The following is a 23,161-nucleotide window of genomic DNA, read 5'->3' as shown; positions in this document are numbered from 1 at the left end:
GGTTCAGACTCCCGCGGGCGTGGCGACGTCGGACTGGCCGGCCGTTGAGGCCAGGTCGGCCGGTGAGGCCAGATGGCCGAGAACCGCTGTTGCGGCGGCAACCTGCGGCGAGACCAGGTGGGTACGACCGCCCTTGCCCTGCCGGCCCTCGAAGTTGCGGTTCGAGGTGGACGCGGAGCGCTCACCGGGCGCCAGCTGGTCGGGGTTCATGCCCAGGCACATCGAGCAGCCCGCGTGCCGCCATTCGGCGCCCGCCGCGGTGAAGACCTTGTCCAGACCCTCGGCGACGGCCTCCAGGGAGACCCGGACCGAGCCGGGAACGATCAGCATCCGTACGCCGTCGGCGACCTTGCGGCCCTCCAGGATCGAGGCCGCGGAGCGCAGGTCCTCGATACGGCCGTTGGTGCACGAACCTACGAAGACGGTGTCCACGTTGATCTCGCGCAGCGGCTGACCCGCCGTCAACCCCATGTACTCCAGGGCCTTTTCGGCGGCGTAGCGCTCCGAGGCGTCCTCGTACGAAGCCGGGTCGGGGACCTGCGCCGAAAGCGGCGCGCCCTGGCCGGGGTTGGTGCCCCAGGTGACGAACGGCGCCAGCGCGGAGGCATCGATGTGCACCTCGGCGTCGAAGACCGCGTCGTCGTCGGTGCGCAGCGTCTTCCAGTAGGCGACCGCGGCGTCCCAGTCCTCGTCCTGGGGAGCGTGGTCGCGGCCCTGCAGGTAGTCGAAGGTGGTCTTGTCGGGGGCGATCATGCCGGCCCGCGCGCCCGCCTCGATCGACATGTTGCAGATGGTCATCCGGGCTTCCATCGACAGTTTCTCGATGGCCGGGCCGCGGTACTCCAGGACGTAGCCCTGGCCGCCGCCGGTGCCGATCCTGGCGATGATCGCCAGGATGAGGTCCTTGGCCGTCACACCCTCGGGCAGCTCGCCGTCGACCGTGATCGCCATGGTCTTGAAGGGCGCCAGGGGCAGTGTCTGGGTGGCCAGGACGTGCTCGACCTGGCTGGTGCCGATGCCGAACGCCAGCGCGCCGAAGGCTCCGTGGGTGGAGGTGTGGCTGTCACCGCAGACCACGGTGGTGCCGGGCTGGGTCAGTCCCAACTGTGGTCCCACGACGTGGACAACGCCCTGCTCGACGTCGCCCAGCGGGTGCAGTCGGACGCCGAACTCCGCACAGTTCTTGCGCAGCGTCTCCAGCTGGGTGCGCGAGACCGGGTCGGCGATCGGCTTGTCGATGTCGAGGGTGGGGGTGTTGTGGTCCTCGGTGGCGATGGTCAGGTCCGTACGGCGCACCTGACGGCCGGCCTTACGGAGGCCGTCGAACGCCTGCGGGCTGGTGACCTCGTGCAGCAGGTGGAGATCGATGAAGAGGAGGTCGGGCTCGCCTTCCGCGCGCCGGACGACATGGTCGTCCCAGACCTTCTCCGCGAGTGTCCGTCCCATCGCTTTCCCTCCGGCCGGCCGCAGTGCCGGCCTTTCTCGTCTGTGCGCGATGCCCGCAGAAATCCCCGTGCCGGGCCTTACGCCGGGCCCTGGTAGAGGGCCACACCTACAGATTGACGACTTCCCTGGAAAATTGAACTTGCGTTTCACAGTGTGAGACGCGAGTATCGTTGCATGGACAACTCTAGCGGCGTCGGCGTTCTCGACAAGGCAGCTCTGGTATTGAGTGCCCTGGAGTCCGGTCCGGCCACCCTCGCCGGGCTGGTCGCGGCGACAGGGCTTGCACGACCCACGGCCCACCGGCTGGCCGTGGCACTGGAACACCACCGGATGGTGGCGAGGGACATGCAGGGCCGGTTCATCCTCGGCCCACGCCTGTCCGAGCTGGCCGCGGCGGCCGGCGAGGACCGCCTGCTGGCCACGGCGGGCCCGGTGCTCACGCATCTGCGCGATGTGACGGGCGAGAGCGCCCAGCTCTATCGCCGGCAGGGCGATATGCGGATCTGTGTGGCGGCGGCGGAACGGCTGTCCGGACTGCGGGACACCGTCCCGGTCGGCTCCACGCTCCCCATGAAGGCTGGCTCGGCCGCCCAGATCCTCATGGCCTGGGAGGAGCCCGAGCGGCTGCACCGCGGTCTGCAGGGCGCACGCTTCACGGCCACCGCCCTGTCCGGCGTACGGCGCCGCGGCTGGGCCCAGTCGATCGGCGAGCGGGAGCCGGGCGTGGCCTCGGTCTCCGCCCCCGTACGGGGCCCCTCCAACCGCGTGGTGGCCTCCGTATCGGTCTCCGGACCGATCGAGCGGCTGACCCGCCACCCCGGCCGGATGCACGCCCAGGCGGTCATCGACGCGGCGGCCCGCCTCTCCGAGGGCCTGCGCCGCACCGGCTGACACGGCGCGCGGCCCCGCCCTGCGTCCACCGGACCGGCAGGACGGGGCCGCGCCCCGGCACTCAGGCCGCGATCCGGTCCGCGGTCCGCTCCCCGCGCCGCCCGACCGGCACCGCCCCCAGGGCCTCCCCCAGCCCGAACGACGGCATGTTGACGTAGATGCTCTCGTACGAGCCCGCCGGGACGACGTAGGTCTCGTGCCAGAAGCCGACCTTGTTCCGCCCCTCCCGGGCCCGCCGGTTGAACGCCGCCCAGGCCGGCCGGTGCTCGCCACTCTGGTCCGCGGCGTAGGCGAACAGCTTCTCCTTCGAGTCCCAGTACTGCAGGACGGCGAAGTTCCTCGGCAGACCGGGAAGCAGCCGGCAGCCGATCATCCCGCTGTCCGGATCCCGGGCCAGCTCCTTGATCATGCGCGGCATGGCCAGGAACACCGGAAGCCAACTGCGCACCGCGCGCCAGCTGTTGAAGCGCATCCCGATGAGGAAGACCACCACCTCCCGGCCGCCGTCCGTCGTCATCCGTCCCTGCACCGGCTTTCCGCTCATGGCGGCCCCCTCCGACATTGGATAGCATCGCTATCCATGGTTGGATAGTGACACTCTCCAAGGGAAGGCGCAAGAGGTATGCGACTGGCGGAACTGAGTGAACGCAGCGGGGTGTCCACCGCCACGATCAAGTACTACCTGCGCGAGCGGCTGCTGCCGCCGGGCCGCCGGATCTCCGCCACCCAGTCCGAGTACGACGAGGAGCACCTGCGGCGGCTGCGGCTCGTCCGGGCGCTGATCCAGGTCGGCCGGATACCGGTGAACACCGCGCGGAAGGTGGTGGCCGCGGTCGAGGACGACTCCCTGGACCAGCTCTCCCGTCTGGGCATTGCCGTGGAGGCTCTCCCCCACGGCCCGGAGCCCGACGAGAGCTCCCCCTCGACGGCCGTCGCCCGGCGCACCGCCGCCGAGCTGCTGCGGCGCCTGGACTGGCACTTCAACCTGGAGATCGCGGACAGTTCCCCCGCCTTCGGGATGCTCGTCACGGCCATCGCCGCGCTGCACCGCCTGAATTACGCCTGCGACACCGCACATCTGCTGCCCTACGGACAGCAGGCAACGCAACTCGCCGTCGCCGACCTGGATCTGGTCGAGGAGTACGCGACCCCGGCGGAGCAGGTGGAGGCGGCGGTGGCCCTGACCGTGCTCCATGAGCCGGTGCTGCTGAGCCTGCGCCGGCTGGCGGCGGCGGAGGAGTCCAACCGGCGCTTCGGCAGCGGCAGTTGACACGAAGAAGCCCCCCGCATGATGCGGGGGGCTTCTCCTTCTTGTACCCCCGACCGGATTCGAACCGGCGCTACCGCCTTGAGAGGGCGGCGTGCTAGGCCGCTACACAACGGGGGCAAGTTTTCCTGCAGTTGTCGTGTCCCGAGGACACACCGCGCTGGGCTACCAGGACTCGAACCTAGACTAAATGAACCAGAATCACTCGTGCTGCCAATTACACCATAGCCCATGGTGGTTTAGACCAGTACCCCCGACCGGATTCGAACCGGCGCTACCGCCTTGAGAGGGCGGCGTGCTAGGCCGCTACACAACGGGGGCCCTAGCGATCCTCCACACGACCGGAGTCGTGTGGGCTCTGCATCGTCGCATCCGGGAGCGACCCGAAGGAGACGGAGAGAAAGGATCTGTACCCCCGACCGGATTCGAACCGGCGCTACCGCCTTGAGAGGGCGGCGTGCTAGGCCGCTACACAACGGGGGCCTGGTACTGCGATCAAGAAACCTTCAGCACGATCACAGTGGACCGAAAGATCTCTTGCTGGGCTACCAGGACTCGAACCTAGACTAACGGAACCAGAAACCGTCGTGCTGCCAATTACACCATAGCCCACCAAAACTCAACCCCCCGTGGGGGGTTTGTTTGGTTTGCGCTTTCCGGCCAGGCCTTTCGGCCCTCTCGGGCGGCGCAGGAAGAACATTACCTGATCGTGGACGGCGCACCAAAACCGATAACTCCGCGCAACAGCTCGGGGAGCTCCGCCAGGCCCGCGATCCGCCACACCCCCGACGGCAGCCCGTCCCGGGCCTCCTCCCCAGTGCCCGTACGGTCCAGCCATACGGGGGCCAGCCCGGCATCGCGGGCGCCGAGTGCGTCGATGTCGAGCTTGTCGCCCACGTAGACCACCTCGTCGGGCGTTAGGCCAAGCGCCTTACAGGCGCCGTGGAATGCCTCCGCGGCCGGCTTGGCGCACCCCAGTTCATCGGCGCAGAGCACCGCCTCGAAGGACCCGCGGATCCCGAGAACGGCCAGCTTGCGCTCCTGGTTGGCGGTGGTGGCGTTGGACAGCACCGCCTGCCGTACCAGCGGCGCCAGCGCCTCCAGTACGGGTGCGGAGTCCGGGAAGAGGACCCAGGACGCCTCGTAATGGGCGATGTACCGGCCGAACCAGGCGTCCGCCTCGGCGTCGGAGAGGAGCGGGGCCCCCAGGAACGCCCGGGCCCGGGCCCTGCGGTGATCGAGAAAGCCCACCTCGCCGGCGAGGAAACGGGCGAACTCGGCCTCCATGACCGTCCGCCAGCGCTCCAGTGCCGCCTCCTCGCCGCCGTGTACGGAAAGGAGCCCCTCGGCCCGGAGGTGTCGCAGCGCACCGGCCCGGTCCGAGCCGGAGTAGTCGAAGAGGGTGTCGTCGAGGTCCCACAGGACGGCGCGAACGGGCATACGGGCAATGTAGCCGAGCGCTCCGGACAGGCCATGGGCCCGGAAGCCGTGCGGCTTCCGGGCCCATGGAAAGTGCTGCGAGGTCAGCCGGCCAGCTTGGCCAGGGCCGCGTCGATGCGCTGGAGGGTGCGCTCCTTGCCGAGGATCTCCAGGGACTCGAAGAGCGGCAGGCCGACCGTGCGGCCGGTGACCGCCACCCGGACGGGGGCCTGTGCCTTGCCGAGCTTGAGGCCGTGCTCCTCACCGGCGGCCAGGACGGCCTCCTTGAGGGGCTCGGGGCCGGACGCCCAGTCGGCGGCCTCGAGCTTGGCGCGAGCCGTGGTGAGCAGCGCGACCGGGTCGCCCTTCATCGCCTTCGTCCAGGACGCCTCGTCCTCGACCGGCTCCTTGCGGAAGAGGAAGTCGACATTGGCGGTGATGTCGGAGAGGACGGTGAGGCGGGTCTGGGCGTGCGGGGCGATGGCCTGCCAGGCGGCCTCGTCGAAGTCCTCGGGGTCCCAGTTGGCGTGCGGGGCCTTCAGCCAGGGCTCGCAGGCCGTGATGAAGTCCTTCACGTCCAGCTGCCGGATGTGGTCGGCGTTGATCGCCTCGGCCTTCTTCAGGTCGAAGCGGGCCGGGTTGGCGTTGACGTCCGCGATGTCGAACTTCTCGATCAGCTCGGGGATGGAGAAGATGTCCTGGTCCGCCGAGAACGACCAGCCGAGCAGCGCAAGGTAGTTGAGCAGGCCCTCAGGGAGGAAGCCGCGCTCGCGGTAGAGGTTGAGGTTGGCCTGCGGGTCGCGCTTGGAGAGCTTCTTGTTGCCCTCGCCCATGACGTAGGGCAGATGACCGAAGGCCGGGACGGCCTGCGCGATGCCCAGCTCGATCAGCGCCTTGTACAGGGCGAGCTGGCGGGGGGTGGAGGAGAGCAGATCCTCGCCGCGCAGGACGTGGGTGATCCCCATCAGGGCGTCGTCGACGGGGTTGACGAGGGTGTAGAGGGGCGCGCCGTTGGCGCGGACGATGCCGTAGTCCGGAACGTTCTCCGGGGTGAAGGTCAGCTCGCCGCGCACCAGGTCGGTGAAGGTGATCGGCTCGTCGGGCATCCGGAAGCGGACGATGGAGGTACGGCCCTCGGCCTCGTACGCGGCCTTCTGCTCATCGGTCAGCGTGCGGCAGGTGCCGTCGTAGCCGGAGGGCTTGCCGGCGGCGCGGGCGGCCTCGCGGCGGCCGTCCAGCTCCTCGGTGGTGCAGTAGCAGTGGTACGCGTGGCCGCCGGCGAGGAGCTTGTCGGCGACGTCCTTGTAGATGTCCATGCGCTGCGACTGGCGGTACGGCGCGTGCGGGCCGCCGACCTCGGGGCCCTCGTCCCAGTCGAAGCCGAGCCAGTGGAAGGAGTCCAGCAGCTGCTGGTAGGACTCTTCGGAGTCGCGGGCCGCGTCGGTGTCCTCGATCCGGAAGACCAGGCTGCCCTTGTTGTGCCGTGCGTAGGCCCAGTTGAACAGGGCGGTACGAATCAGGCCGACATGGGGGTTACCGGTCGGGGAGGGACAGAAACGGACGCGGATGGGGGACGCGTTAGCCACGCTTGATCACCTTGTTGGTGAGAGTGCCGATGCCTTCGATGGTGACGGCGACCTCGTCGCCGACGTTGAGCGGGCCGACCCCGGCCGGGGTGCCCGTGAGGATGACGTCGCCGGGGAGCAGGGTCATCGCCTCGGTGATGTGGACGATCAGGTCCTCGACCGGGCGGACCATGTCGCTGGTACGGCCCAGCTGACGTTGCTCGCCGTTGACCGTGCACTGGACGGTGAGGCCGGCGGCGATGTCCGCGGGGGTGAGTCCGGTCTCGACCCAGGGGCCGAGCGGGCAGGAGCTGTCGAAGCCCTTGGCCCTGGCCCACTGCTTCTCGCGCTGCTGCACATCGCGCGCGGTGACGTCATTGGCGCAGGTGTAGCCGAGGATGACGTCCTTGGCGCGCTCGCGGGGCACCTCCCGGCACATGCGGCCGATGACGACGGCGAGCTCCGCCTCGTGGTGCACCTCCTGGGAGAAGGAGGGGTACGCGATGGGGCCGCCGGGGCCGATCACCGAGGTGGACGGCTTGAAGAAGGTGACCGGTACGTCCGGGACGGCGTTGCCCAGCTCGGCGGCGTGATCGGCGTAGTTACGGCCGATCGCCACGACCTTGTTGGGCAGGACCGGCGGCAGCAGCCGGACCTTGTCGAGGGGGACCTTCTGGCCCGAGCGCTCGAATTCTGCGAAGGGATGCCCCTTGATGACGTCGAGTTCGTCGCCTTCGAGGACGCCGAAGCCGACGTTGCCGTCGATGGAGAATCTGGCGATGCGCACGAGTTGCCGCTGCCCCTCAATTGATCATTGGCCGGAGTTGACACTCCAGGCTATCGCGGGGCCGCTGCCGATCCGTTGAACGCTTTACGCCGGGACGTCCTCCTTGGGGGCGTCCATCAGGACGGTGCGGCGGGGATTGGCGGTCTGGGCCGGCAGGTCGACGGTGTGGTCCGGTGTCTCGAGTGCCTCGGTGCCGAGCTCGTCGGCGTCGTTGAGGTGGGCCAGGGTGGTGCGCCGCGGGTTGGCTATGTTGCGGAACATCATCGTCGTCTTCACTGCTGCATGCCTCGCGTCATCAAAGGTCGGGAAAGGGCTCATGGAAGTTGCCTTGTCACATTGGGCAACCATGTAAAGCGTCAGGCTATGCACGCTATTCCCTGCGCGGCGCACGGGAACTCGACGATCTTCTTGTGAGTTTGCTCACGAACTGTGCGACAAATGCCGCATTTCCCATGATCAACATCCCCGGGCGAAACGGACAATGGCGGATTGAACTGCACGTTCCGCTCCCGATCACCGCACCTGGGACAGCCGCTAAGGGCGAACGACTCGCGGGTAAAAGTCCGTTATCAACGGGGGTACGTTCTACAAGTCGTGACGCGCTCCGTACATTGCGTCACCCAAGTCACAGTGACCGACTCCGCTCTTGTTGGAGATCCTGCACTGTGCTGGAATTCCACGGACCGCCGCACGTTTCAGCCGGCGCGCAGGGCGCAACGTAGCGCCGCGCGGTGGTGCCGTTCTCTCGGCCAGAGAGGGCAGCCCGCCGGTCCATCACGACCGCCATGGGGGACTTAGCGGTCCCCCATACGACTCGACTCCGTCCCGCCGAGGTGGGACGCCTGGTCCAGAGGTTGCGACGCTAGTGCAGGGACGTTTCAAGAGGGATGGCAGCGCTGCGGCGGACCCGGAGCTGCGCGGCGGGACAGACCGCGCCTCCTCGCCCCAGCGCGCCCAGAGCAACGGTTCCGGCGGGGGCACTCTGCCCGTCGACGGAGGCAGTCAGGCGCCGGGCAATGACGCCGCGGACAGTAAGCCCAAGGCGAAGGGCCCCAGTGGCCCGGGTTCACGAATAGCGCTGCGCAACTGGCGCATCAGCACCCGCCTGGTCTCCCTGCTCGCGCTTCCGGTGGTCGCCGCGACCACGCTGGGCGGCATGCGCATCGGCACGTCGATGGAGAACATCGACCAGCTCGACAAGATGCAGCTGCTCACCGAGATGACCCGGCAGGCGACCGAGCTCGCCGACGCGTTGCAGGTGGAGCGGGACAAGTCTGCCGGTCCGCTGGCGGGCAGCGGCAACTCCAAGGACGACGCGAACGTCATCGCGCCCCGTGAAGAGACCGACCGCGCCAAGCTGAAGTTCAACCAGGCCACCGGTGACATCCAGGGCCAGGACGCCACGATGGCCGGTGTCCGCGCGACCGTCCTGGAGATCGGCCGCCAGCTCAACACCCTCAACGAGATCCGCGCCAACTCCTACAAGGACGGCGACAACGCCGCGCGGACCGTCACCAGCTACAACCAGCTGATCAACTCGCTGCTGTCGCTGTCCCAGGACATGGCGCAGGCGACCAGCAACCCGGAGATGATCCGCAGTACCCGTGCGCTGGCGGCGTTCTCGTCGGCCAAGGAGTACGCGTCGATCCAGCGCGCCCTGGTCAGCGCCGGCCTCGCCCACAAGGGCGGCCCCCAGCTCTCCTCCAACGACCGGCTGGCCGGCCGTAACGCCGAGGACAGCGAGAAGGCGGCCCGCGACCGCTTCTCGCAGATCTACACCAACAACGCCGGCGCGCTCACCCGCGGTCTGGACGGCAACAACGACGAGATCAAGGCCGCGGTCGCCTTCGCGCACCGGGCCTTCGCCAGCGGTTCCGGCATCCGCAGCCAGGACTACCGGTACCTCGACTGGTACGACTCCGACACCGTCAAGATCGACGAGATGTCGCGGATCGAGACCACGCTGCTCTCGGAGATGGAGCAGAAGTCCCGCGAGCTGCGCAACCAGGCCACCCAGTCGGCGATCATCAGCGGTGCGCTGATCCTGCTCGTCCTCGGTGTGTCGCTGGTCGGCGCGTTCGTCGTGGCCCGGTCCATGGTCCGCTCGCTGCGCCGGCTGCAGGACACCGCGCAGAAGGTCGCCCAGGACCGGCTGCCCGAGCTGGTCAAGCAGCTGTCCGAGTCCGACCCGCAGGACGTGGACACCTCCGTCCAGTCGGTCGGTGTGCACAGCCGGGACGAGATCGGCCGGGTGGCCGCGGCCTTCGACGACGTGCACCGCGAGGCGGTCCGCCTCGCCTCCGAGCAGGCACTGCTGCGGGGCAACGTCAACGCGATGTTCACCAACCTGTCGCGCCGTTCGCAGGGCCTCATCCAGCGTCAGCTCTCGCTGATCTCCGAACTGGAGTCCCGCGAGGCCGACCCGGACCAGCTGTCCTCCCTCTTCAAGCTCGACCACCTCGCCACCCGCATGCGCCGTAACGGTGAGAACCTCCTGGTCCTCGCGGGTGAGGAGCCGGGGCGCCGGTGGACGCGGCCGGTGCCGCTGGTCGACGTGCTCCGTGCCGCCGCCTCCGAGGTGGAGCAGTACGAGCGGATCGAACTCAACGCCGTCCCGCAGACCGAGGTCGCGGGCCGGGTCGTCAACGACCTCGTGCACCTGCTCGCCGAGCTGCTGGAGAACGCCACCTCGTTCTCCTCACCGCAGACCAAGGTCAAGGTCACCGGTCACGCGCTGCCCGACGGCCGGGTGCTGGTCGAGATCCACGACACCGGTATCGGTCTGTCGCCCGAGGACCTGTCGGCGATCAACGAGCGGCTCGCCAGCCCGCCGACCGTGGACGTTTCGGTGTCCCGGCGCATGGGTCTGTTCGTGGTCGGCCGGCTGTCGCTGCGGCACGGCATCCGTATCCAGCTGCGGCCCTCCGACTCCGGCGGCACCACCGCGCTGGTCATGCTGCCGGTCGATGTCGCCCAGGGCGGCAAGAAGCCGGCGCCGAGCAACGCCAAGGCCGGCGGCGACGTCGGCGGCGCGCCTTCCAGCCGGCTCGCGGGGCTGCAGCCGCGCGGACAGGTCGGTTCGGGTCCCTCGGCCGGCGGGCGCCCCGCGCTGCCCGGCCGCGGCGGTCCCGGCGGCGGCGCGCCGAACGCCTTCGGTGCCTCGGCGCCGTCCGGCCGTACGGCACCTCCCGGCGCGGGTTCGCCCGGCGCCCCACGCGGCGGCGACGCTCGCCCGGCCGCCGGCCGCCCCGGTGGCGCGCGTCCCTCGCTGCCCACCCGCAGCGCGGACCAGGGCCCGGCGTCCACCGTGGCACCGCCCACCGGCGCACCGCGCCGTGAGGAGCGCCCCCAGCTGCCGGCGCGGGGCCCCGCGGCCGAGCTGCCGGGTAGTTCGCCCTCCGGTGGCCAGGGTGGCCAGGGCACTCAGCAGCCGGGCGGTACGAGCTGGGGTGCGCGCCGTGAGCGCGGCGGCTCCGACGACTGGCCGCTGACGCCCCGCGAGGCGCAGGACCAGCCGCGTGGCCACGAGGAGTCGGAGACCACCGGGCTCTTCGAGCGGCCCGCGCAGAGCGGCGGTCCCGGTGACACCGCGGCGTTCCCCCGTCCCGACTTCAACGGTCCGCCGCCCGTCGCGGACGGCCCCCGGGGCGGGCGCGGCCCGCAGGGCGCACGTCCGGCCGGCCGGGGTGCGGCCAACGGGCCCGGTGACACGGGGCAGTTCGCCCTGCCGGGCAGCGACACGGGTCAGTACGAGACGGGTCAGTACGACGCCGGACGGTACGACACCGGCCAGTTCCCGCAGCCCGACAGCGACACCGGCCAGTACGAGCGACCGGCCGCCGACACCGGCCAGTACCGGCGGCCCGGCGGCGACACCGGCCAGTACCGGCGGCCCGACAGCGACACCGGGCAGTACGAGCGACCGGCGGCTGACACCGGCCAGTACCGGCGGCCCGACAGCGACACCGGCGAGTACCAGCGGCCGGACGCCGACCGTGGTGCGTACGCCGACGAGTCGCAGGGCACCGGGCAGTTCCCGGTGCAGCAGCCGCAGGACAGCGGTGCGCCGTCCGCCGATGTGCTCGGCGGCGCGGACGCCGGTCCCGGTGACGGCCGTACGCCGATCTTCGACACCATCGAGTCCAACTGGTTCAACACCCCCGCGGCCGCCGCGGCCGGTGTGCCGCCCCAGGGCCCCGCCGAGCCGGAGGCCTCGCGGCTGCCGCGCCGCGGGTCCGCCCAGGGCGGCGAGGCACGTGGCGGTCCCCGCAGCGACGCACCGGTCAACGGTGCGCGCAACGCGGCGCCCGCCGAGTCCGCACAGTGGCGCAGCTCGCCGAACGACGAGACCTGGCGGCAGGCGGAGCAGATCCGCCAGCCCGCCGCGGGCGGGATCACCACCTCCGGGCTGCCCCGCCGGGTCCCGCGCGCGAACCTCGTCGCGGGCACCGCGCAACAGCAGTCCACCCAGAGCGGTCCGCAGGTCTCGCGTGCGCCCGGCGATGTCCGGGGGCGGCTGACCAATCTCCGTCGGGGTATCCAGCAAGGCCGGCAGGCCGGGACGTCGTCCACCGGCACCCATGGCGTTGTCGATCCCACTCACCAGCAGGAGCGTTAGTTGAGTCCGATGAGCCAGGCGGCGCAGAATCTGAACTGGTTGATCACCAACTTCGTGGACAACACCCCAGGGGTGTCGCACACGGTGGTGGTCTCCGCGGACGGGCTGCTCCTCGCGATGTCCGAGGGCTTCCCCCGCGACCGTGCCGATCAGTTGGCGGCGGTGGCCTCCGGCCTGACCTCGCTGACCTCCGGCGCGTCCCGCATCTTCGAGGGCGGGACGGTCAACCAGACCGTGGTGGAGATGGAGCGCGGCTTCCTCTTCATCATGTCCGTCTCGGATGGATCGTCCCTGGCCGTTCTGGCGCACCCCGAGTGCGACATCGGCCTGGTCGGCTACGAAATGGCGCTGCTGGTCGATCGCGCAGGCACGGTCCTGACGCCCGATCTGCGCGCAGAACTGCAGGGCAGCCTGCTGCACTGAGGCGGCGTCCGCAGCGCCGCACCGTTCAGCACCCAACCACCCATGTGCCGCACCCCCCACCGGCCCAACCCGACGACAGTCAGTTGTCCCGCCCGGAGGACCCATGACCCCGCCACCTGCCACTTCCGGCCCGTACGGCGCCTACAGTCAAGCGCCGTACGGGAGCGAAGGTGACCAGCCGCTGGTGCGCCCGTACGCCATGACCGGAGGCCGGACCAGGCCGCGCTACCAGCTCGCCATAGAGGCGCTGGTCAGCACGACCGCCGACCCCTCTCAGCTGCCCGGGCTGCTGCCCGAGCACCAGCGGATCTGCCACCTGTGCCGTGAGGTGAAGTCGGTTGCCGAGGTCTCCGCGCTGTTGCACATCCCGCTGGGTGTGGCGCGGATTCTGGTCGCGGACCTGGCAGAGGCCGGGATGGTGGCGATCCACCAGCCCGGTGGCAGTGGTGAGGCCGGCGGCACGCCGGACGTGACCTTGCTCGAGAGGGTGCTCAGTGGACTTCGCAAGCTCTAGCGGTGCAGCCCGCTCCACCACCTCCGCGAAGATCGTGGTGGCGGGCGGCTTCGGCGTGGGCAAGACCACGTTCGTCGGGGCCGTCTCGGAGATCGATCCGCTGCGTACCGAAGCCGTGATGACCTCCGCCTCGGCGGGGATCGACGACCTCACGCACGCGCCGGACAAGACGACCACGACCGTGGCGATGGACTTCGGCCGGATCACGCTGGACCAGGACCTGATCCTGTACCTCTTCGGTACGCCGGGTCAGGACCGTTTCTGGTTCATGTGGGACGACCTGGTCCGGGGCGCCATCGGCGCCGTGGTGCTGGTCGACACCCGCCGTCTCGCCGACTGCTTCCCCGCGGTCGACTACTTCGAGAACAGCGGCCTGCCCTTCGTGATCGCCCTCAACGGCTTCGAGGGCTATCAGCCGTACACGCCGGACGAGGTGCGTGAGGCGCTGCAGATCGGCCCGGGTGCGCCGATCATCACGACCGACGCCCGGCACCGCAGCGAGACCAAGAGCGCGCTCATCACGCTCGTGGAACACGCCCTGATGGCGCGGCTGCAGTAGCGCGCTGACGGCCCGCCCCGCCATCGGGCGCGGGCCGTGCGGCAGTTGTCACCGGCGGGGGTGCAGCGCCCTGCTCCGGCCGGGTTCCCGGCAGCCGTGTGTGGATCTGTGTCCTTCGACACGCCCACAATTTTGCTTCATAACGTTTCGACAGTGAATCAGCGGGGTTTCGACACCCCGCGCGCATGCATGGCTTCGCTGCGCTCACAGATCTCTTGCATTTTGGCGCCGCTCGCCCTTAACGCCCCTTTTATCTCCGGCCCTTTCGGCCCTGCTCCGGCTTTGCCCAGTGTTTGGAACGCACCGCCCTGACGTGCTGAAATTCGCTGAACTCCGGAGTAGGAACGCCCAGAAGAACGGCACAGCAAATCAGTGCCGGCGCCGAGAGGTTGTTGGTCGAGTGAGGCGAAGCAAGGCGAGCCCCGAGCCGCTTGAACCGCGGCGGGGCAACTTCACACCGCCGCCCAGAGGTGGCCTACCGGCTTCCGACGCGCCCGAAAGTCCGGTCGCGAAGCCTCCGGTGAGCGGCGGTAAGTACTCCCCGCGCAACTGGCGCGTAGCGACCCGCCTGAACGCCATTCTGCTGATCCCCGTGCTGGTCGCCCTGGTCTTCGGCGGTCTGCGGGTGAACAGCTCGTTCGGCACCTGGCAGGAGGCGCAGGACGCGGAGAACACCGCGAAGCTGGTGCGTGCCGCGCTCTCCTACGGCACTGCCGTGATCGACGAGCGTGACCGCACCGCGGCGCCGCTGCTCAAGGGCAAGAAGGACGACCCGATCGTGCAGCAGGCGCGGGACGCCACCGACGCCGCCGCCGACAAGTTCCACCAGGCCGCCAAGGCCATGCCGGACAAGCCGGGCCTCAAGCGCCGGCTCGCGGCGTTCGAGAAGGCCGAGCCCAAGCTGCAGAAGCTGCGCCAGGCCTCCTACACCTCCAAGCTGCACGGGGTGCAGACCGAAGAGGGCTATGTCGAGGTCCAGCACCCGCTGATGGAGTTCGCCAACGAACTCGGCCTGGGCACCGGCAACATCACCTCCTACGGCCGTACGGTCTACGCCGTTTCGCTGGCCAAGGCCGCCGTGTCGCTCCAGCGCTCCATCGGCACCCACCTCCTGGTGGACCCGGCGACGCCGCAGGGCGGCAAGGAGCACAAGCTGCAGCTGACCGCCTTCGCGTCGTACCGCTACCTGGAGGGCATCGCCATCGGCGAGTACACCTCCGGCGGCACGCCCGACGACGTCCAGCGGCTGAGCAAGGACGCCGCGGCGCTCAAGCAGGCCGCGCAGCAGAAGATCGCACGGGCAAAGGCACAGGCGGAGGCCGCCGGCCGGCCGTTCCGCGCCCCGCCGTCGATCGACCAGATGTCCACCCTGATCGCCACCGGCGCGGCGCCGGAGACGCTGGGTGTGCGCGGCATCACTTCGGACAGCTACTTCGCGACTGCGACCGGCAAGTTCAACATGTACCGGTCCATCGAGAAGGACCTGGCGGACAAGGCCGTGAACGAAGCGGCGCAGATCTCCGACGACGCCAAGCAGTCCACCTTCGTCGACTCCGGCATCGTGCTGGCCGCGCTGATCATCGCGTTCGTCGTGGCCGGTCTCATGGCCCGCCGGATGAGCCGCAACATGCGCCAGCTGCGTACCGCCGCCTTCGGCATCGCCGAGCAGCGGCTGCCGATGCTGGTCGACCAGCTCTCGCGGACCGACCCGGGCCGGGTCGACACCCGCGTCCAGCCCATCCCGATCTCCACCACCGACGAGATCGGCGAGGTCGCCCGCGCCTTCGACCAGGTACACCGCGAGGCCGTCCGGCTCGCCGCCGAGCAGGCGCTGCTGCGGGGCAACGTCAACGCGATCTTCACCAACCTTTCGAGCCGTAACCAGGGCCTGATCGAGCGCCAGCTGGAGCTGATCACCGACCTGGAGAACAACGAGGCGGACCCGGACCAGCTGGAGAGCCTCTTCCGGCTCGACCACCTCGCCACCCGTATGCGGCGTAACGGCGAGAACCTCCTCATCCTCGCGGGCGAGGAGCCCGGCCGCCGCTGGAACCAGCCGGTGCCGCTGATCGACGTCGTGCGGGCGGCGACCTCCGAGGTCGAGTCGTACGAGCGAATAGAACTCACCGGCGTCCCCGAGAGCGAGATCCACGGCACCGCCGTGACCGACCTCGTGCACCTGCTGTCCGAACTGCTGGAGAACGCCACCACGTTCTCCTCCCCGCAGACCAAGGTGCGGGTGGCCGCGACGCGGCTGCCCGACGGCCGGGTGATGATCGAGATCCACGACAAGGGCATCGGGCTCACCCCCGAGGACTTCGCGGACATCAACCACAAGCTCGCCAACCCGCCGAGCGTGGATGCCGCGATCTCCCAGCGCATGGGCCTGTTCGTGGTCGGCCGGCTGGCCGACCGGCACGGGATCCGGGTGCAGCTGCGCCCGTCCGGCGAGCAGGCGGGCACCACCTCCCTGGTCATGCTGCCCGAGGCGATCACCCACGGTGGTGGCGGCGAGGAGCAGTACGACGACGACTTCACGGTCTCCCGGATCGTTCCGGAGCACCAGGAGGCGTCGTACGAGGACCACCAGCGCACCGCTGCCGAGCTCGGCTTCGACGACAGCCAGTACGGCCGCACGGACGCCGCGGATCTGGACATGGTCGGCCGCTCGCTGCAGCGCGAGGAGCGCCGGGCGGCTCTGGAGGCCCAGACCACCGGGGAGCAGGAAGCCGAGTACCAGGGGGGCGAGCGTCCGCTCTTCCGTGACGAGGTGCCGTCCGGCGGTGGCTACCAGGACTACCCCGCCCAGGCATATGCGGAAGCCGATCAACCGCTCTATGACGACCGGTCCCACGGCAACCAGGCATTCGGCGGGGCGGGCTTCGCGGAGACCACGGGCCAGCAGCCTTTCGTCTCCCATGAAGCGGCACAGCCGGACGAATGGGCCGAACGCCCCGCATTCGAGGGCTACTTCGGGACCGAAGCGGAATCCGACCGCAATACAACTGCCGCTCCCGCTGACGCGCCCGAGCGCGTACCATTCGAGCGTCCGGGCCCCACACCGAGCGATACCCCCTCGCTGACGGGCGCCGGCCTTCCGCGCCGCGGAGGCCGCGACCAGCAGCCACCGCAGGTGCAGCAGCAGCGGAGCACGCCGGAGACCGGCCAGGACGGCTCCGACTGGCGCAGCTCCAACGATGACCGGTGGGAGCGGGCGGAGCGGCTGCGCGAGCCGAAGGCGGGCGGAGTCACCTCCTCCGGCCTCCCCCGGCGGGTGCCCAAGGCCAACCTGGTCGAAGGCGCCGCGGAGCAGACGCTGCAGGGCGGCCCTCAGGTCTCCCGGGCCCCGGAGGACGTCCGCGGCAGGCTGAGTAACCTGCGCCGCGGTGTCCAGCAGGGACGCAACGTCGGCACGGACCCCTCCGGGGTCCCTCAGAATGACCAACAGGGCTACGGCCCCGGCAGCACCTACGATCAGGAGCGTTAGTGTGAGCCCGATGAGCCAGGCGGCGCAGAATCTGAACTGGTTGATCACCAACTTCGTGGACAACACCCCTGGGGTGTCCCACACGGTCGTGGTCTCCGCGGACGGTCTGCTCCTCGCCATGTCCGAGGGTTTCCCTCGTGACAGAGCCGATCAGTTGGCGGCGGTGGCCTCCGGCCTGACCTCGCTGACCTCCGGCGCGTCCCGCATCTTCGAGGGCGGAAGCGTCAACCAGACCGTGGTGGAGATGGAGCGCGGCTTCCTCTTCATCATGTCCGTCTCGGACGGATCGTCCCTGGCCGTGCTCGCACACCCCGAGTGCGACATCGGCCTGGTCGGCTACGAGATGGCCCTGCTGGTCGACCGCGCGGGCACGGTACTGACGCCGGATCTGCGTGCCGAACTGCAGGGCAGCCTTCTCAACTAAAAGACAGGCAGTGCGTTTCCCGCCACCGCGCCATATGGTTCGGTGGCGCGACCGGCGTCAGACAGGCAAGTTGGAGGAGGAGACGTGGCAACGCCCCCGAGCGGATACCCGTATGGTTCCGGGCAGGAGTCCGGGCCTGTGGGCGAGACCCATAGCAACCGCTTCAACTTCCCGTCTGCGCCGAGCCGCCGGCCGCAGCGGCCCCCGCAGCAGCAGCCCCGGCCGTACGACTCCCAGCCGTACGAGCCGTCGGTGTACGACCAGCCGCAGGCACCGCGCATCCAGCCGGTACAGCCGCAGCGGCGCGCGCCCGAGCCCGCCCCCACGGGTGCGAACAACCCGCTCGTGCGCCCGTACGCCATGACCGGAGGCCGGACCAGGCCGCGCTACCAGCTCGCCATCGAGGCGCTGGTCAGCACGACCGCCGACCCCGCGAAGATGCAGGGCCAGCTGCCGGAGCACCAGCGCATCTGCCACCTCTGCCGCGAGATCAAGTCAGTTGCCGAGATCTCCGCGCTTCTCTCCATCCCCCTCGGCGTCGCCCGGATCCTCGTCGCCGACCTGGCGGAGGCCGGACTCGTCGCCATCCATCAGCCCGGCGGGGACGAGACCGCCGGCGGACAGCCAGATGTGACACTGCTCGAAAGGGTGCTCAGTGGACTTCGCAAGCTCTAGCGGTGCAGCCCGCTCCACCACCTCCGCGAAAATCGTGGTGGCGGGCGGCTTCGGCGTGGGCAAGACCACGTTCGTCGGGGCCGTCTCAGAGATCAATCCGCTGCGTACCGAAGCCGTGATGACCTCCGCCTCGGCGGGGATCGACGACCTCACGCACGCGCCGGACAAGACGACCACGACCGTGGCGATGGACTTCGGCCGGATCACGCTGGACCAGGACCTGATCCTGTACCTCTTCGGTACGCCGGGTCAGGACCGTTTCTGGTTCATGTGGGACGACCTGGTCCGGGGCGCCATCGGCGCCGTGGTGCTGGTCGACACCCGCCGTCTCGCCGACTGCTTCCCCGCGGTCGACTACTTCGAGAACAGCGGCCTGCCCTTCGTGATCGCCCTCAACGGCTTCGACGGGCACCAGCCCTACACGCCGGACGAGGTGCGTGAGGCGCTCCAGATCGGCCCGGACGCGCCGATCATCGTGACCGACGCCCGGCACCGCAGCGAGGCCAAGAGCGCGCTCATCACGCTCGTGGAACACGCGCTGATGGCGCGGCTGCGCTAGGACAGGCGGCAGACGCGTCCGGGCTCCCCGTGCCCGCACGCCTCGCATGACGAAAGGCCCCCACACCGGTCAGGTGCGGGGGCCTTCGTCGTACCCGGCTGCCGCCGGCGCTCAGCGCAGGGTCGTGCCGACGGCCGTGAGGATCAGCGCGAGGGAGACCGCCCCGGCGTCGGGGTGGCCGTGGCCCCGCGCCCCCATACGGGCGGCGCGGCCGCGGGCCGGGGTGAGCTGTGCGGTGTCGGCGGCGGCCCGGGTGGCGGCCTCGGCGGCCGCCCGCCAGGCCTTGGGCAGCTCCTCGCCCGCGCGGGCGCGCAGTTCGCGGCGGAACGGGTCCAGGGCGTCCAGCATCGTCTTCTCCCCCACCGCCGCGCCGCCGAGTTCGCCGACGGCCCGCTGGGCGGCATCCGCGGCGTCCGCGAACAGCGCGCCAGGGCGACCGCCGCTGCCCGCTGGGGCCTTGGACAGTACGGCGCCGGTTTCGGCCAGCAGAGCGCCGTACAGGGCCCCGGACGCGCCACCCGAGGCATCGGCCAGGGCGAGGCCGGCGGTGAGCAGCGCGCGGCCGGCCGACTGCGGGTCGCCGGCCGGTCCCGGCTCGGCGGCGCGGGCGGCGGCGACGGCGGCTCGCAGCCCGCGGACGATGCCGATGCCGTGGTCGCCGTCGCCGGCCACCGCGTCCAGCCGGCCGAGTTCGGCCTCCTGCGCTGCCACCAGGTCCAGGGCCGCTTGCAGCGCCTTCGTCGCGGGCAGATCCCCACCGGGGGTGCGGGCGTCCCGTACGGGAACGGACGCCTCGTCCCGTACGGGCGCGGGCTCCTCGGCCCGGACGTCGTCCTCGACGGAGTGCCTGCCCGGCAGGCTGCGGAAGGCCGGGGTGTCGCAGGGGGCGTCGTAGAGCGCGCCCAGTTCCTCGTCCAGGGGCATGAGTGACAGGGAGACGCCGGCCATGTCGAAGGAGGTGACGAACTCCCCTACTTCGGGCCGGTACGGGCGCAGGCCCGCCGCCCGCAGCCGCCGGTTCACCCGCCGGTAGACCACGAACATCTCCTCGTACTTGGTGCGGCCCAGCCCGTTGAGGAGCACCGCCACCCGGCCGTCGCCGCCCTCGGGCAGCTCCGGCAGCAGGTTGTCGACGAGTTCGTCGGCCAGTTCGGCGGCGGTGAGGTGGTGCGTGGTGCGCAGGCCCGGCTCGCCGTGGATGCCCATGCCCAGCTCGGTGGTTCCGGCGCCGACCGAGAACAGCGGTTCGCTCGCGCCGGGCAGCGTGCAGCCGGCGAAGGCGGCCCCGAAGGTGCGGGTCAGGGCGTTGGCGCGGGCCGCGAGGCGGGTGACGGCATCGAGGTCGTCGCCGCGTTCGGCGGCGGCGCCGGCCACCTTGAAGACGAAGAAGTCACCGGCCACCCCGCGGCGGTCACGGGACGGGTCGGTCTCCTGCCCCGCCACGGGCGGCGGGCCGCTGGCGACGTCGTCGGTGACCAGCACCGTACGGGTCTCGATGCCCTCGGCGGCGAGCCGGCGGGCGGCGAGGCCGAAGTGCAGTACATCGCCTGCGTAGTTGCCGTAGCTGAGCAGGACGCCGGCGCCGCCGTCCGCGGCCTTCGCGGTGCGGTAGACCTGTTCGGCGCTGGGGCTGGCGAAGACATCGCCGATCGCGGCGGCATCGGCGAGGCCGGGGCCGACCAGTCCGGCGAAGGCGGGGTAGTGGCCGGAGCCGCCGCCGATGACGACCGCGACCTTGCCGGGGCGTGGTACGTGGCGGCCGACCACGCCGTAGGCGCCCGGGACGCGGCGGACCGTGCGTGCATAGGCGTCGGCCAGTCCTTCGAGCCAGTCCTCACGGAAGGTCTCGGGGTGGTGTCCGAGGCCGGCGGGGGTGGTGGTCATCAGGGCACACTCCTTTGTTCTCTCCCTGTTGGATTTAACACCTACATCACAGATACGTCACCCCTGGCGGCGGAAATCCTGGGTAACCCTGTGAGGATGCTGGCCAAGAAAGTCCTTCATCACATCTTGCATGTGAAGTTCTCAGGATTCATGCTGCTCGCATCACACCCTCCCGCCCCACCCGTCCTTCCCCGTCCTTTCCTGCCCTCCCCCCTTCCTTCCTTCCTTGCCTCTCAGACATCCGCTCCCACGGAGGCGCGACATGGCACCATCCACCCTCCCCGACCGGCTCGGCATCCCCAAGGCCCTGGTCCTCGGCTATCTCGGCGTGCTGCTGTTCATGGTCGGCGACGGCGTGGAGTCCGGGTTCATCGCGCCGTACATGGCCGACCACGGCGCCGGCACCGAGATCCACGCCTCATACGTGATCACCGCGTACGGCATCACCGTGATGCTGGCCTCCTGGCTGTCCGGCGCACTCTCCGACCTGTGGGGCCCGCGCCGGGTGATGCAACTGGGCCTGGCCGTCTGGATCGTCTTCGACCTGCTCTTCCTGACACTGGCGCTGGCGCCGCACAACTACACGCTGATGCTGGTCTTCTACGGCCTGCGGGGCTTCGGCTATCCGCTCTTCGCGTTCGGCTTCCTCGTCTGGATCACCGCGACCGCACCCATGGCCCGGATGGGCACCGCCGTCGGCTGGTTCTACGTCGCCTTCACCGGCGGACTGCCCACCCTCGGCTCGCTGGTCGCCGGCCTCACCAACCCCTGGTTCGGCCGCTTCGGCACGCTGTGGGTCGCGCTCGGCATCATCGCGCTCGGCGGGGCGTGCTGTCTGCTCGGCGTCCGCGAGCGCACCGGGTTCGCGCGCCTCGCCCCGCCCGGGGTCCGCCCCGTGCAGTCGCTGCTCTCCAGCCTCTCCATCGCCTGGACCCACCCCAAGGTCGCCGTCGGCTGCGTCGTCCGCATCATCAACACCGCCCCGGAGTTCGGCTTCCTGGTCTTTCTGCCGACCTTCTTCTCCAAGGAGCTGGGCTTCGGCGAGGGCCGCTGGCTGACCCTGCTCGCCGTCATCTACGGCACCAACGTCCTGTGCAATCTGCTGTTCGGGGCCATCGGCGACAAGATCGGCTGGCGCCGTACGATCGCCACCTTCGGCGGCCTGGGCTGCGCGGTGACGACCCTGAGCCTGTACTTCATCCCCCGGGCCGTCGGCAGCCACTACTGGGTCGCGATCGTGGTCGGCATGCTCTACGGCATCACGCTGGCCGGATTTGTATCGATCTCCGCCCTGGTGCCCGCGCTCGCCCCCGACAACAAGGGCGGCGCGATGGCACTCCTCAACCTCGGCGCGGGCGGCGCCGCCTTCGTCGGCCCGGCCATCGTCAGTGTCTTCCTCGGACCGCTGGGGGCGGGCGGTGTGGTCCTGATCTTCGCCGGACTGTACGTCGTCGCCGCGCTGTTGACCCTCTGCCTGAAACTGCCGGACGAGCAGGCCGCGGCCGCTCCCCCGCCGGCGCCGGCCGAGCCCACCGCGGTGCGCGCCTGACCGGGGGCCCGTACGCGCCTGGCCGGAGGCCCGTACGCACCGGCGTACGGGCCCCCGCTCATCGTCCGGACCTCACTTGCGCGCGGGGCACTCCTTCCACGCGAAGTGGTACAGGGTGTTGATGCTGCCGTCGGTGGAGTCCATGGCCATGTAGCTGGTGGCCTTGGGGTCCGCCGACTTGGCGTCCACCCTCATTTCGGTGTTGATGTTGAAGTAGCGCTCCTCCCCGCAGGGTGCGTACACCAGGGCGTCGACGTCGGTCTCGTCCGAGGTCTGCCAGTTGGAGTCGTAGGGGCCGGTGAAGGTGTGGCTCTTACGGGCCGTCTGCTGCTGGCCCTGGAAGTAGTAGCCCGCCTGCTCCAGCCCTCTGGCACCCGGGGCCAGGGACGCATAGCCCCGGTAGTCGGCCCGGGCGACCGCGTAGGTGAAGCCCTGCGGGACGTGCACGTTCAGCGCGATCTGGCAGTTCTTGCGGGAGTCGGTCGGCTTGCTGCCGGCGCCCGCCTGGGCGAGGTATTCGCTGTAGGTGACGGTGAAGGCGGTGTTGTCGGGGGCGATGGCCACGGCGGCGCTGCCGGGTCTGCAGCCCGATCCGTTGACCGTGGCGACGGTAATGGTGATCTTGCCGGTCGGCGGGTCGTCGCCGAACCGTGTGGCGGTGGTGGGGGATGCCGATCCGGCGAGGAGCAACGATGCCACTGCGGCACCAGCACTGAGCGTGCTGAGCATGGGCTTTCCTTCCGGTCGTCCTAGGGCCCGCGGGGCGGGAACACCAGGAGTGGGATGACGAGCGCATGCCAGCACGGGGAAGGCGGCTTGAACAGCTCTGCTCCCCAGGGTTGGGGCGAACCTACGCCTTGATCCGGACGCCACCTGCCAAACCGGAACACCGCGTCCGAAAAGTGATGAGGCCTCATATCCCATTGATTGAGCGGCCGTTGGACGGTATATCCCAAAACACCACGACGGCACGAAAAACGGCGAGGGCCCCCCGGGGGGGGGCCCCGCCCGTGGGGGAGACGCGGGGTCTTATAAACAAAACCGAGCCCACCAGACATTAAAATATATGGTTTTGCGTCTTGTTCGTGTAAAAT

At 70.0% G+C, this 23,161-nt stretch carries 19 protein-coding genes and 5 tRNA genes; 11 read left to right on the top strand and 13 right to left on the bottom strand.

Annotated features, from left to right (window positions below):
* Nucleotides 1-3: 3 nt before the first annotated feature.
* Complete coding sequence (leuC, locus tag ACWGI6_RS22880; protein ID WP_453269237.1) at nt 4-1,446, bottom strand: 3-isopropylmalate dehydratase large subunit; 1,443 nt, start codon at nt 1,444-1,446, stop codon at nt 4-6.
* Nucleotides 1,447-1,620: 174 nt separating this feature from the next.
* Between leuC and ndgR the strand changes: the two genes are divergently transcribed.
* Nucleotides 1,621-2,337, top strand: coding sequence for an IclR family transcriptional regulator NdgR (gene ndgR, locus ACWGI6_RS22875; protein ID WP_030982239.1), 717 nt, complete (start codon nt 1,621-1,623; stop codon nt 2,335-2,337).
* A gap of 61 nt (nt 2,338-2,398) precedes the next feature.
* On the opposite strand, the gene ACWGI6_RS22870 is transcribed toward ndgR, so the two are convergent.
* A complete protein-coding gene (locus tag ACWGI6_RS22870) occupies nt 2,399-2,881 on the bottom strand; it encodes a DUF4188 domain-containing protein (RefSeq protein ID WP_453269236.1) in 483 nt (160 codons plus the stop codon).
* 78 nt (nt 2,882-2,959) lie between these two features.
* Between ACWGI6_RS22870 and ACWGI6_RS22865 the strand changes: the two genes are divergently transcribed.
* Nucleotides 2,960-3,607, top strand: coding sequence for a MerR family transcriptional regulator (locus ACWGI6_RS22865; RefSeq protein WP_453269235.1), 648 nt, complete (start codon nt 2,960-2,962; stop codon nt 3,605-3,607).
* Nucleotides 3,608-3,651: 44 nt separating this feature from the next.
* On the opposite strand, the gene ACWGI6_RS22860 is transcribed toward ACWGI6_RS22865, so the two are convergent.
* The 9 genes from ACWGI6_RS22860 to ACWGI6_RS22820 all read right to left on the bottom strand — a co-directional run bounded on the left by ACWGI6_RS22860 (nt 3,652) and on the right by ACWGI6_RS22820 (nt 7,651).
* A tRNA-Glu gene (locus ACWGI6_RS22860) sits at nt 3,652-3,724 on the bottom strand.
* Between the two features lie 40 nt (nt 3,725-3,764).
* Nucleotides 3,765-3,836: transfer RNA gene (locus tag ACWGI6_RS22855), tRNA-Gln, on the bottom strand.
* Nucleotides 3,837-3,852: 16 nt separating this feature from the next.
* Nucleotides 3,853-3,925 (bottom strand) — tRNA-Glu (locus tag ACWGI6_RS22850).
* 89 nt (nt 3,926-4,014) lie between these two features.
* Nucleotides 4,015-4,087, bottom strand: a tRNA-Glu gene (locus tag ACWGI6_RS22845).
* A gap of 57 nt (nt 4,088-4,144) precedes the next feature.
* Nucleotides 4,145-4,216, bottom strand: a tRNA-Gln gene (locus ACWGI6_RS22840).
* An 87-nt stretch (nt 4,217-4,303) separates the two neighbouring features.
* Nucleotides 4,304-5,044 carry an HAD family hydrolase gene (locus ACWGI6_RS22835; protein ID WP_453269234.1) on the bottom strand — a complete coding sequence of 247 codons (741 nt, stop codon included), beginning with the start codon at nt 5,042-5,044 and terminating at the stop codon, nt 4,304-4,306.
* An 83-nt stretch (nt 5,045-5,127) separates the two neighbouring features.
* A complete protein-coding gene (gene gltX / locus ACWGI6_RS22830; protein WP_453269233.1) occupies nt 5,128-6,609 on the bottom strand; it encodes a glutamate--tRNA ligase in 1,482 nt (493 codons plus the stop codon).
* On the bottom strand, nt 6,602-7,375 hold the full coding sequence (locus tag ACWGI6_RS22825) for a fumarylacetoacetate hydrolase family protein (RefSeq protein ID WP_453269232.1): 774 nt from the start codon (nt 7,373-7,375) through the stop codon (nt 6,602-6,604). Before ACWGI6_RS22825 ends, gltX begins: the two co-directional genes overlap by 8 nt.
* Before the next feature lie 84 nt (nt 7,376-7,459).
* The gene (locus ACWGI6_RS22820) at nt 7,460-7,651 is read right to left on the bottom strand and encodes a hypothetical protein (protein WP_453269312.1); all 192 of its coding nucleotides are present in this window, start codon (nt 7,649-7,651) and stop codon (nt 7,460-7,462) included.
* Between the two features lie 589 nt (nt 7,652-8,240).
* On the opposite strand from ACWGI6_RS22820, the gene ACWGI6_RS22815 reads away from it, so the two are divergent.
* The 8 genes from ACWGI6_RS22815 to ACWGI6_RS22780 all read left to right on the top strand — a co-directional run bounded on the left by ACWGI6_RS22815 (nt 8,241) and on the right by ACWGI6_RS22780 (nt 18,634).
* Nucleotides 8,241-11,993 carry a nitrate- and nitrite sensing domain-containing protein gene (locus tag ACWGI6_RS22815; protein ID WP_453269231.1) on the top strand — a complete coding sequence of 1,251 codons (3,753 nt, stop codon included), beginning with the start codon at nt 8,241-8,243 and terminating at the stop codon, nt 11,991-11,993.
* Nucleotides 11,994-12,002: 9 nt separating this feature from the next.
* Nucleotides 12,003-12,416: a roadblock/LC7 domain-containing protein gene (locus tag ACWGI6_RS22810; RefSeq protein ID WP_018087200.1), complete on the top strand. Its 414-nt coding sequence runs from the start codon at nt 12,003-12,005 to the stop codon at nt 12,414-12,416.
* A 103-nt stretch (nt 12,417-12,519) separates the two neighbouring features.
* Entirely contained in the window at nt 12,520-12,930 is a 411-nt protein-coding gene (locus ACWGI6_RS22805; protein ID WP_030087818.1) for a DUF742 domain-containing protein, read from the top strand.
* Nucleotides 12,911-13,489: a GTP-binding protein gene (locus tag ACWGI6_RS22800; RefSeq protein ID WP_453269230.1), complete on the top strand. Its 579-nt coding sequence runs from the start codon at nt 12,911-12,913 to the stop codon at nt 13,487-13,489. The genes ACWGI6_RS22805 and ACWGI6_RS22800 overlap by 20 nt, the downstream gene beginning before the upstream one ends.
* A gap of 400 nt (nt 13,490-13,889) precedes the next feature.
* Nucleotides 13,890-16,976 (top strand): nitrate- and nitrite sensing domain-containing protein, encoded by a 3,087-nt coding sequence (locus ACWGI6_RS22795; protein WP_453269229.1) that lies wholly within the window; start codon nt 13,890-13,892, stop codon nt 16,974-16,976.
* 10 nt (nt 16,977-16,986) lie between these two features.
* A complete protein-coding gene (locus ACWGI6_RS22790; RefSeq protein WP_018087204.1) occupies nt 16,987-17,400 on the top strand; it encodes a roadblock/LC7 domain-containing protein in 414 nt (137 codons plus the stop codon).
* Nucleotides 17,401-17,484: 84 nt separating this feature from the next.
* Nucleotides 17,485-18,075, top strand: coding sequence for a DUF742 domain-containing protein (locus tag ACWGI6_RS22785; protein ID WP_030982222.1), 591 nt, complete (start codon nt 17,485-17,487; stop codon nt 18,073-18,075).
* Nucleotides 18,056-18,634, top strand: coding sequence for a GTP-binding protein (locus ACWGI6_RS22780; protein ID WP_159469791.1), 579 nt, complete (start codon nt 18,056-18,058; stop codon nt 18,632-18,634). Before ACWGI6_RS22785 ends, ACWGI6_RS22780 begins: the two co-directional genes overlap by 20 nt.
* 111 nt (nt 18,635-18,745) lie before the next feature.
* Here the strand turns inward: ACWGI6_RS22780 and ACWGI6_RS22775 are convergent, their stop codons facing one another.
* Entirely contained in the window at nt 18,746-20,518 is a 1,773-nt protein-coding gene (locus ACWGI6_RS22775; RefSeq protein WP_453269228.1) for a dihydroxyacetone kinase family protein, read from the bottom strand.
* Between the two features lie 262 nt (nt 20,519-20,780).
* Here ACWGI6_RS22775 and ACWGI6_RS22770 point away from each other — a divergent pair, with 262 nt between their 5' ends.
* Nucleotides 20,781-22,067 (top strand): MFS transporter, encoded by a 1,287-nt coding sequence (locus ACWGI6_RS22770; protein ID WP_453269227.1) that lies wholly within the window; start codon nt 20,781-20,783, stop codon nt 22,065-22,067.
* A 72-nt stretch (nt 22,068-22,139) separates the two neighbouring features.
* On the opposite strand, the gene ACWGI6_RS22765 is transcribed toward ACWGI6_RS22770, so the two are convergent.
* Nucleotides 22,140-22,796, bottom strand: coding sequence for a DUF4360 domain-containing protein (locus tag ACWGI6_RS22765; RefSeq protein WP_453269226.1), 657 nt, complete (start codon nt 22,794-22,796; stop codon nt 22,140-22,142).
* Between the last annotated feature and the right edge of the window lie 365 nt (nt 22,797-23,161).

It is taken from the genome of Streptomyces sp. NPDC054786 (assembly GCF_053611685.1).
Note: the sequence above shows the minus strand (reverse complement) of the source record. Positions and strands in the feature narration are given on the sequence as shown.

Coding starts and splice junctions, on each gene's coding strand:
- leuC (WP_453269237.1), bottom strand. CDS start 1,446: ATGGGACGGACACTCGCGGAGAAGGTCTGGGACGACCATGTCGTCCGG.
- ndgR (WP_030982239.1), top strand. CDS start 1,621: ATGGACAACTCTAGCGGCGTCGGCGTTCTCGACAAGGCAGCTCTGGTA.
- ACWGI6_RS22870 (WP_453269236.1), bottom strand. CDS start 2,881: ATGAGCGGAAAGCCGGTGCAGGGACGGATGACGACGGACGGCGGCCGG.
- ACWGI6_RS22865 (WP_453269235.1), top strand. CDS start 2,960: ATGCGACTGGCGGAACTGAGTGAACGCAGCGGGGTGTCCACCGCCACG.
- ACWGI6_RS22835 (WP_453269234.1), bottom strand. CDS start 5,044: ATGCCCGTTCGCGCCGTCCTGTGGGACCTCGACGACACCCTCTTCGAC.
- ACWGI6_RS22810 (WP_018087200.1), top strand. CDS start 12,003: ATGAGCCAGGCGGCGCAGAATCTGAACTGGTTGATCACCAACTTCGTG.
- ACWGI6_RS22805 (WP_030087818.1), top strand. CDS start 12,520: ATGACCCCGCCACCTGCCACTTCCGGCCCGTACGGCGCCTACAGTCAA.
- ACWGI6_RS22790 (WP_018087204.1), top strand. CDS start 16,987: ATGAGCCAGGCGGCGCAGAATCTGAACTGGTTGATCACCAACTTCGTG.
- ACWGI6_RS22775 (WP_453269228.1), bottom strand. CDS start 20,518: ATGACCACCACCCCCGCCGGCCTCGGACACCACCCCGAGACCTTCCGT.
- ACWGI6_RS22770 (WP_453269227.1), top strand. CDS start 20,781: ATGGCACCATCCACCCTCCCCGACCGGCTCGGCATCCCCAAGGCCCTG.
- ACWGI6_RS22765 (WP_453269226.1), bottom strand. CDS start 22,796: ATGCTCAGCACGCTCAGTGCTGGTGCCGCAGTGGCATCGTTGCTCCTC.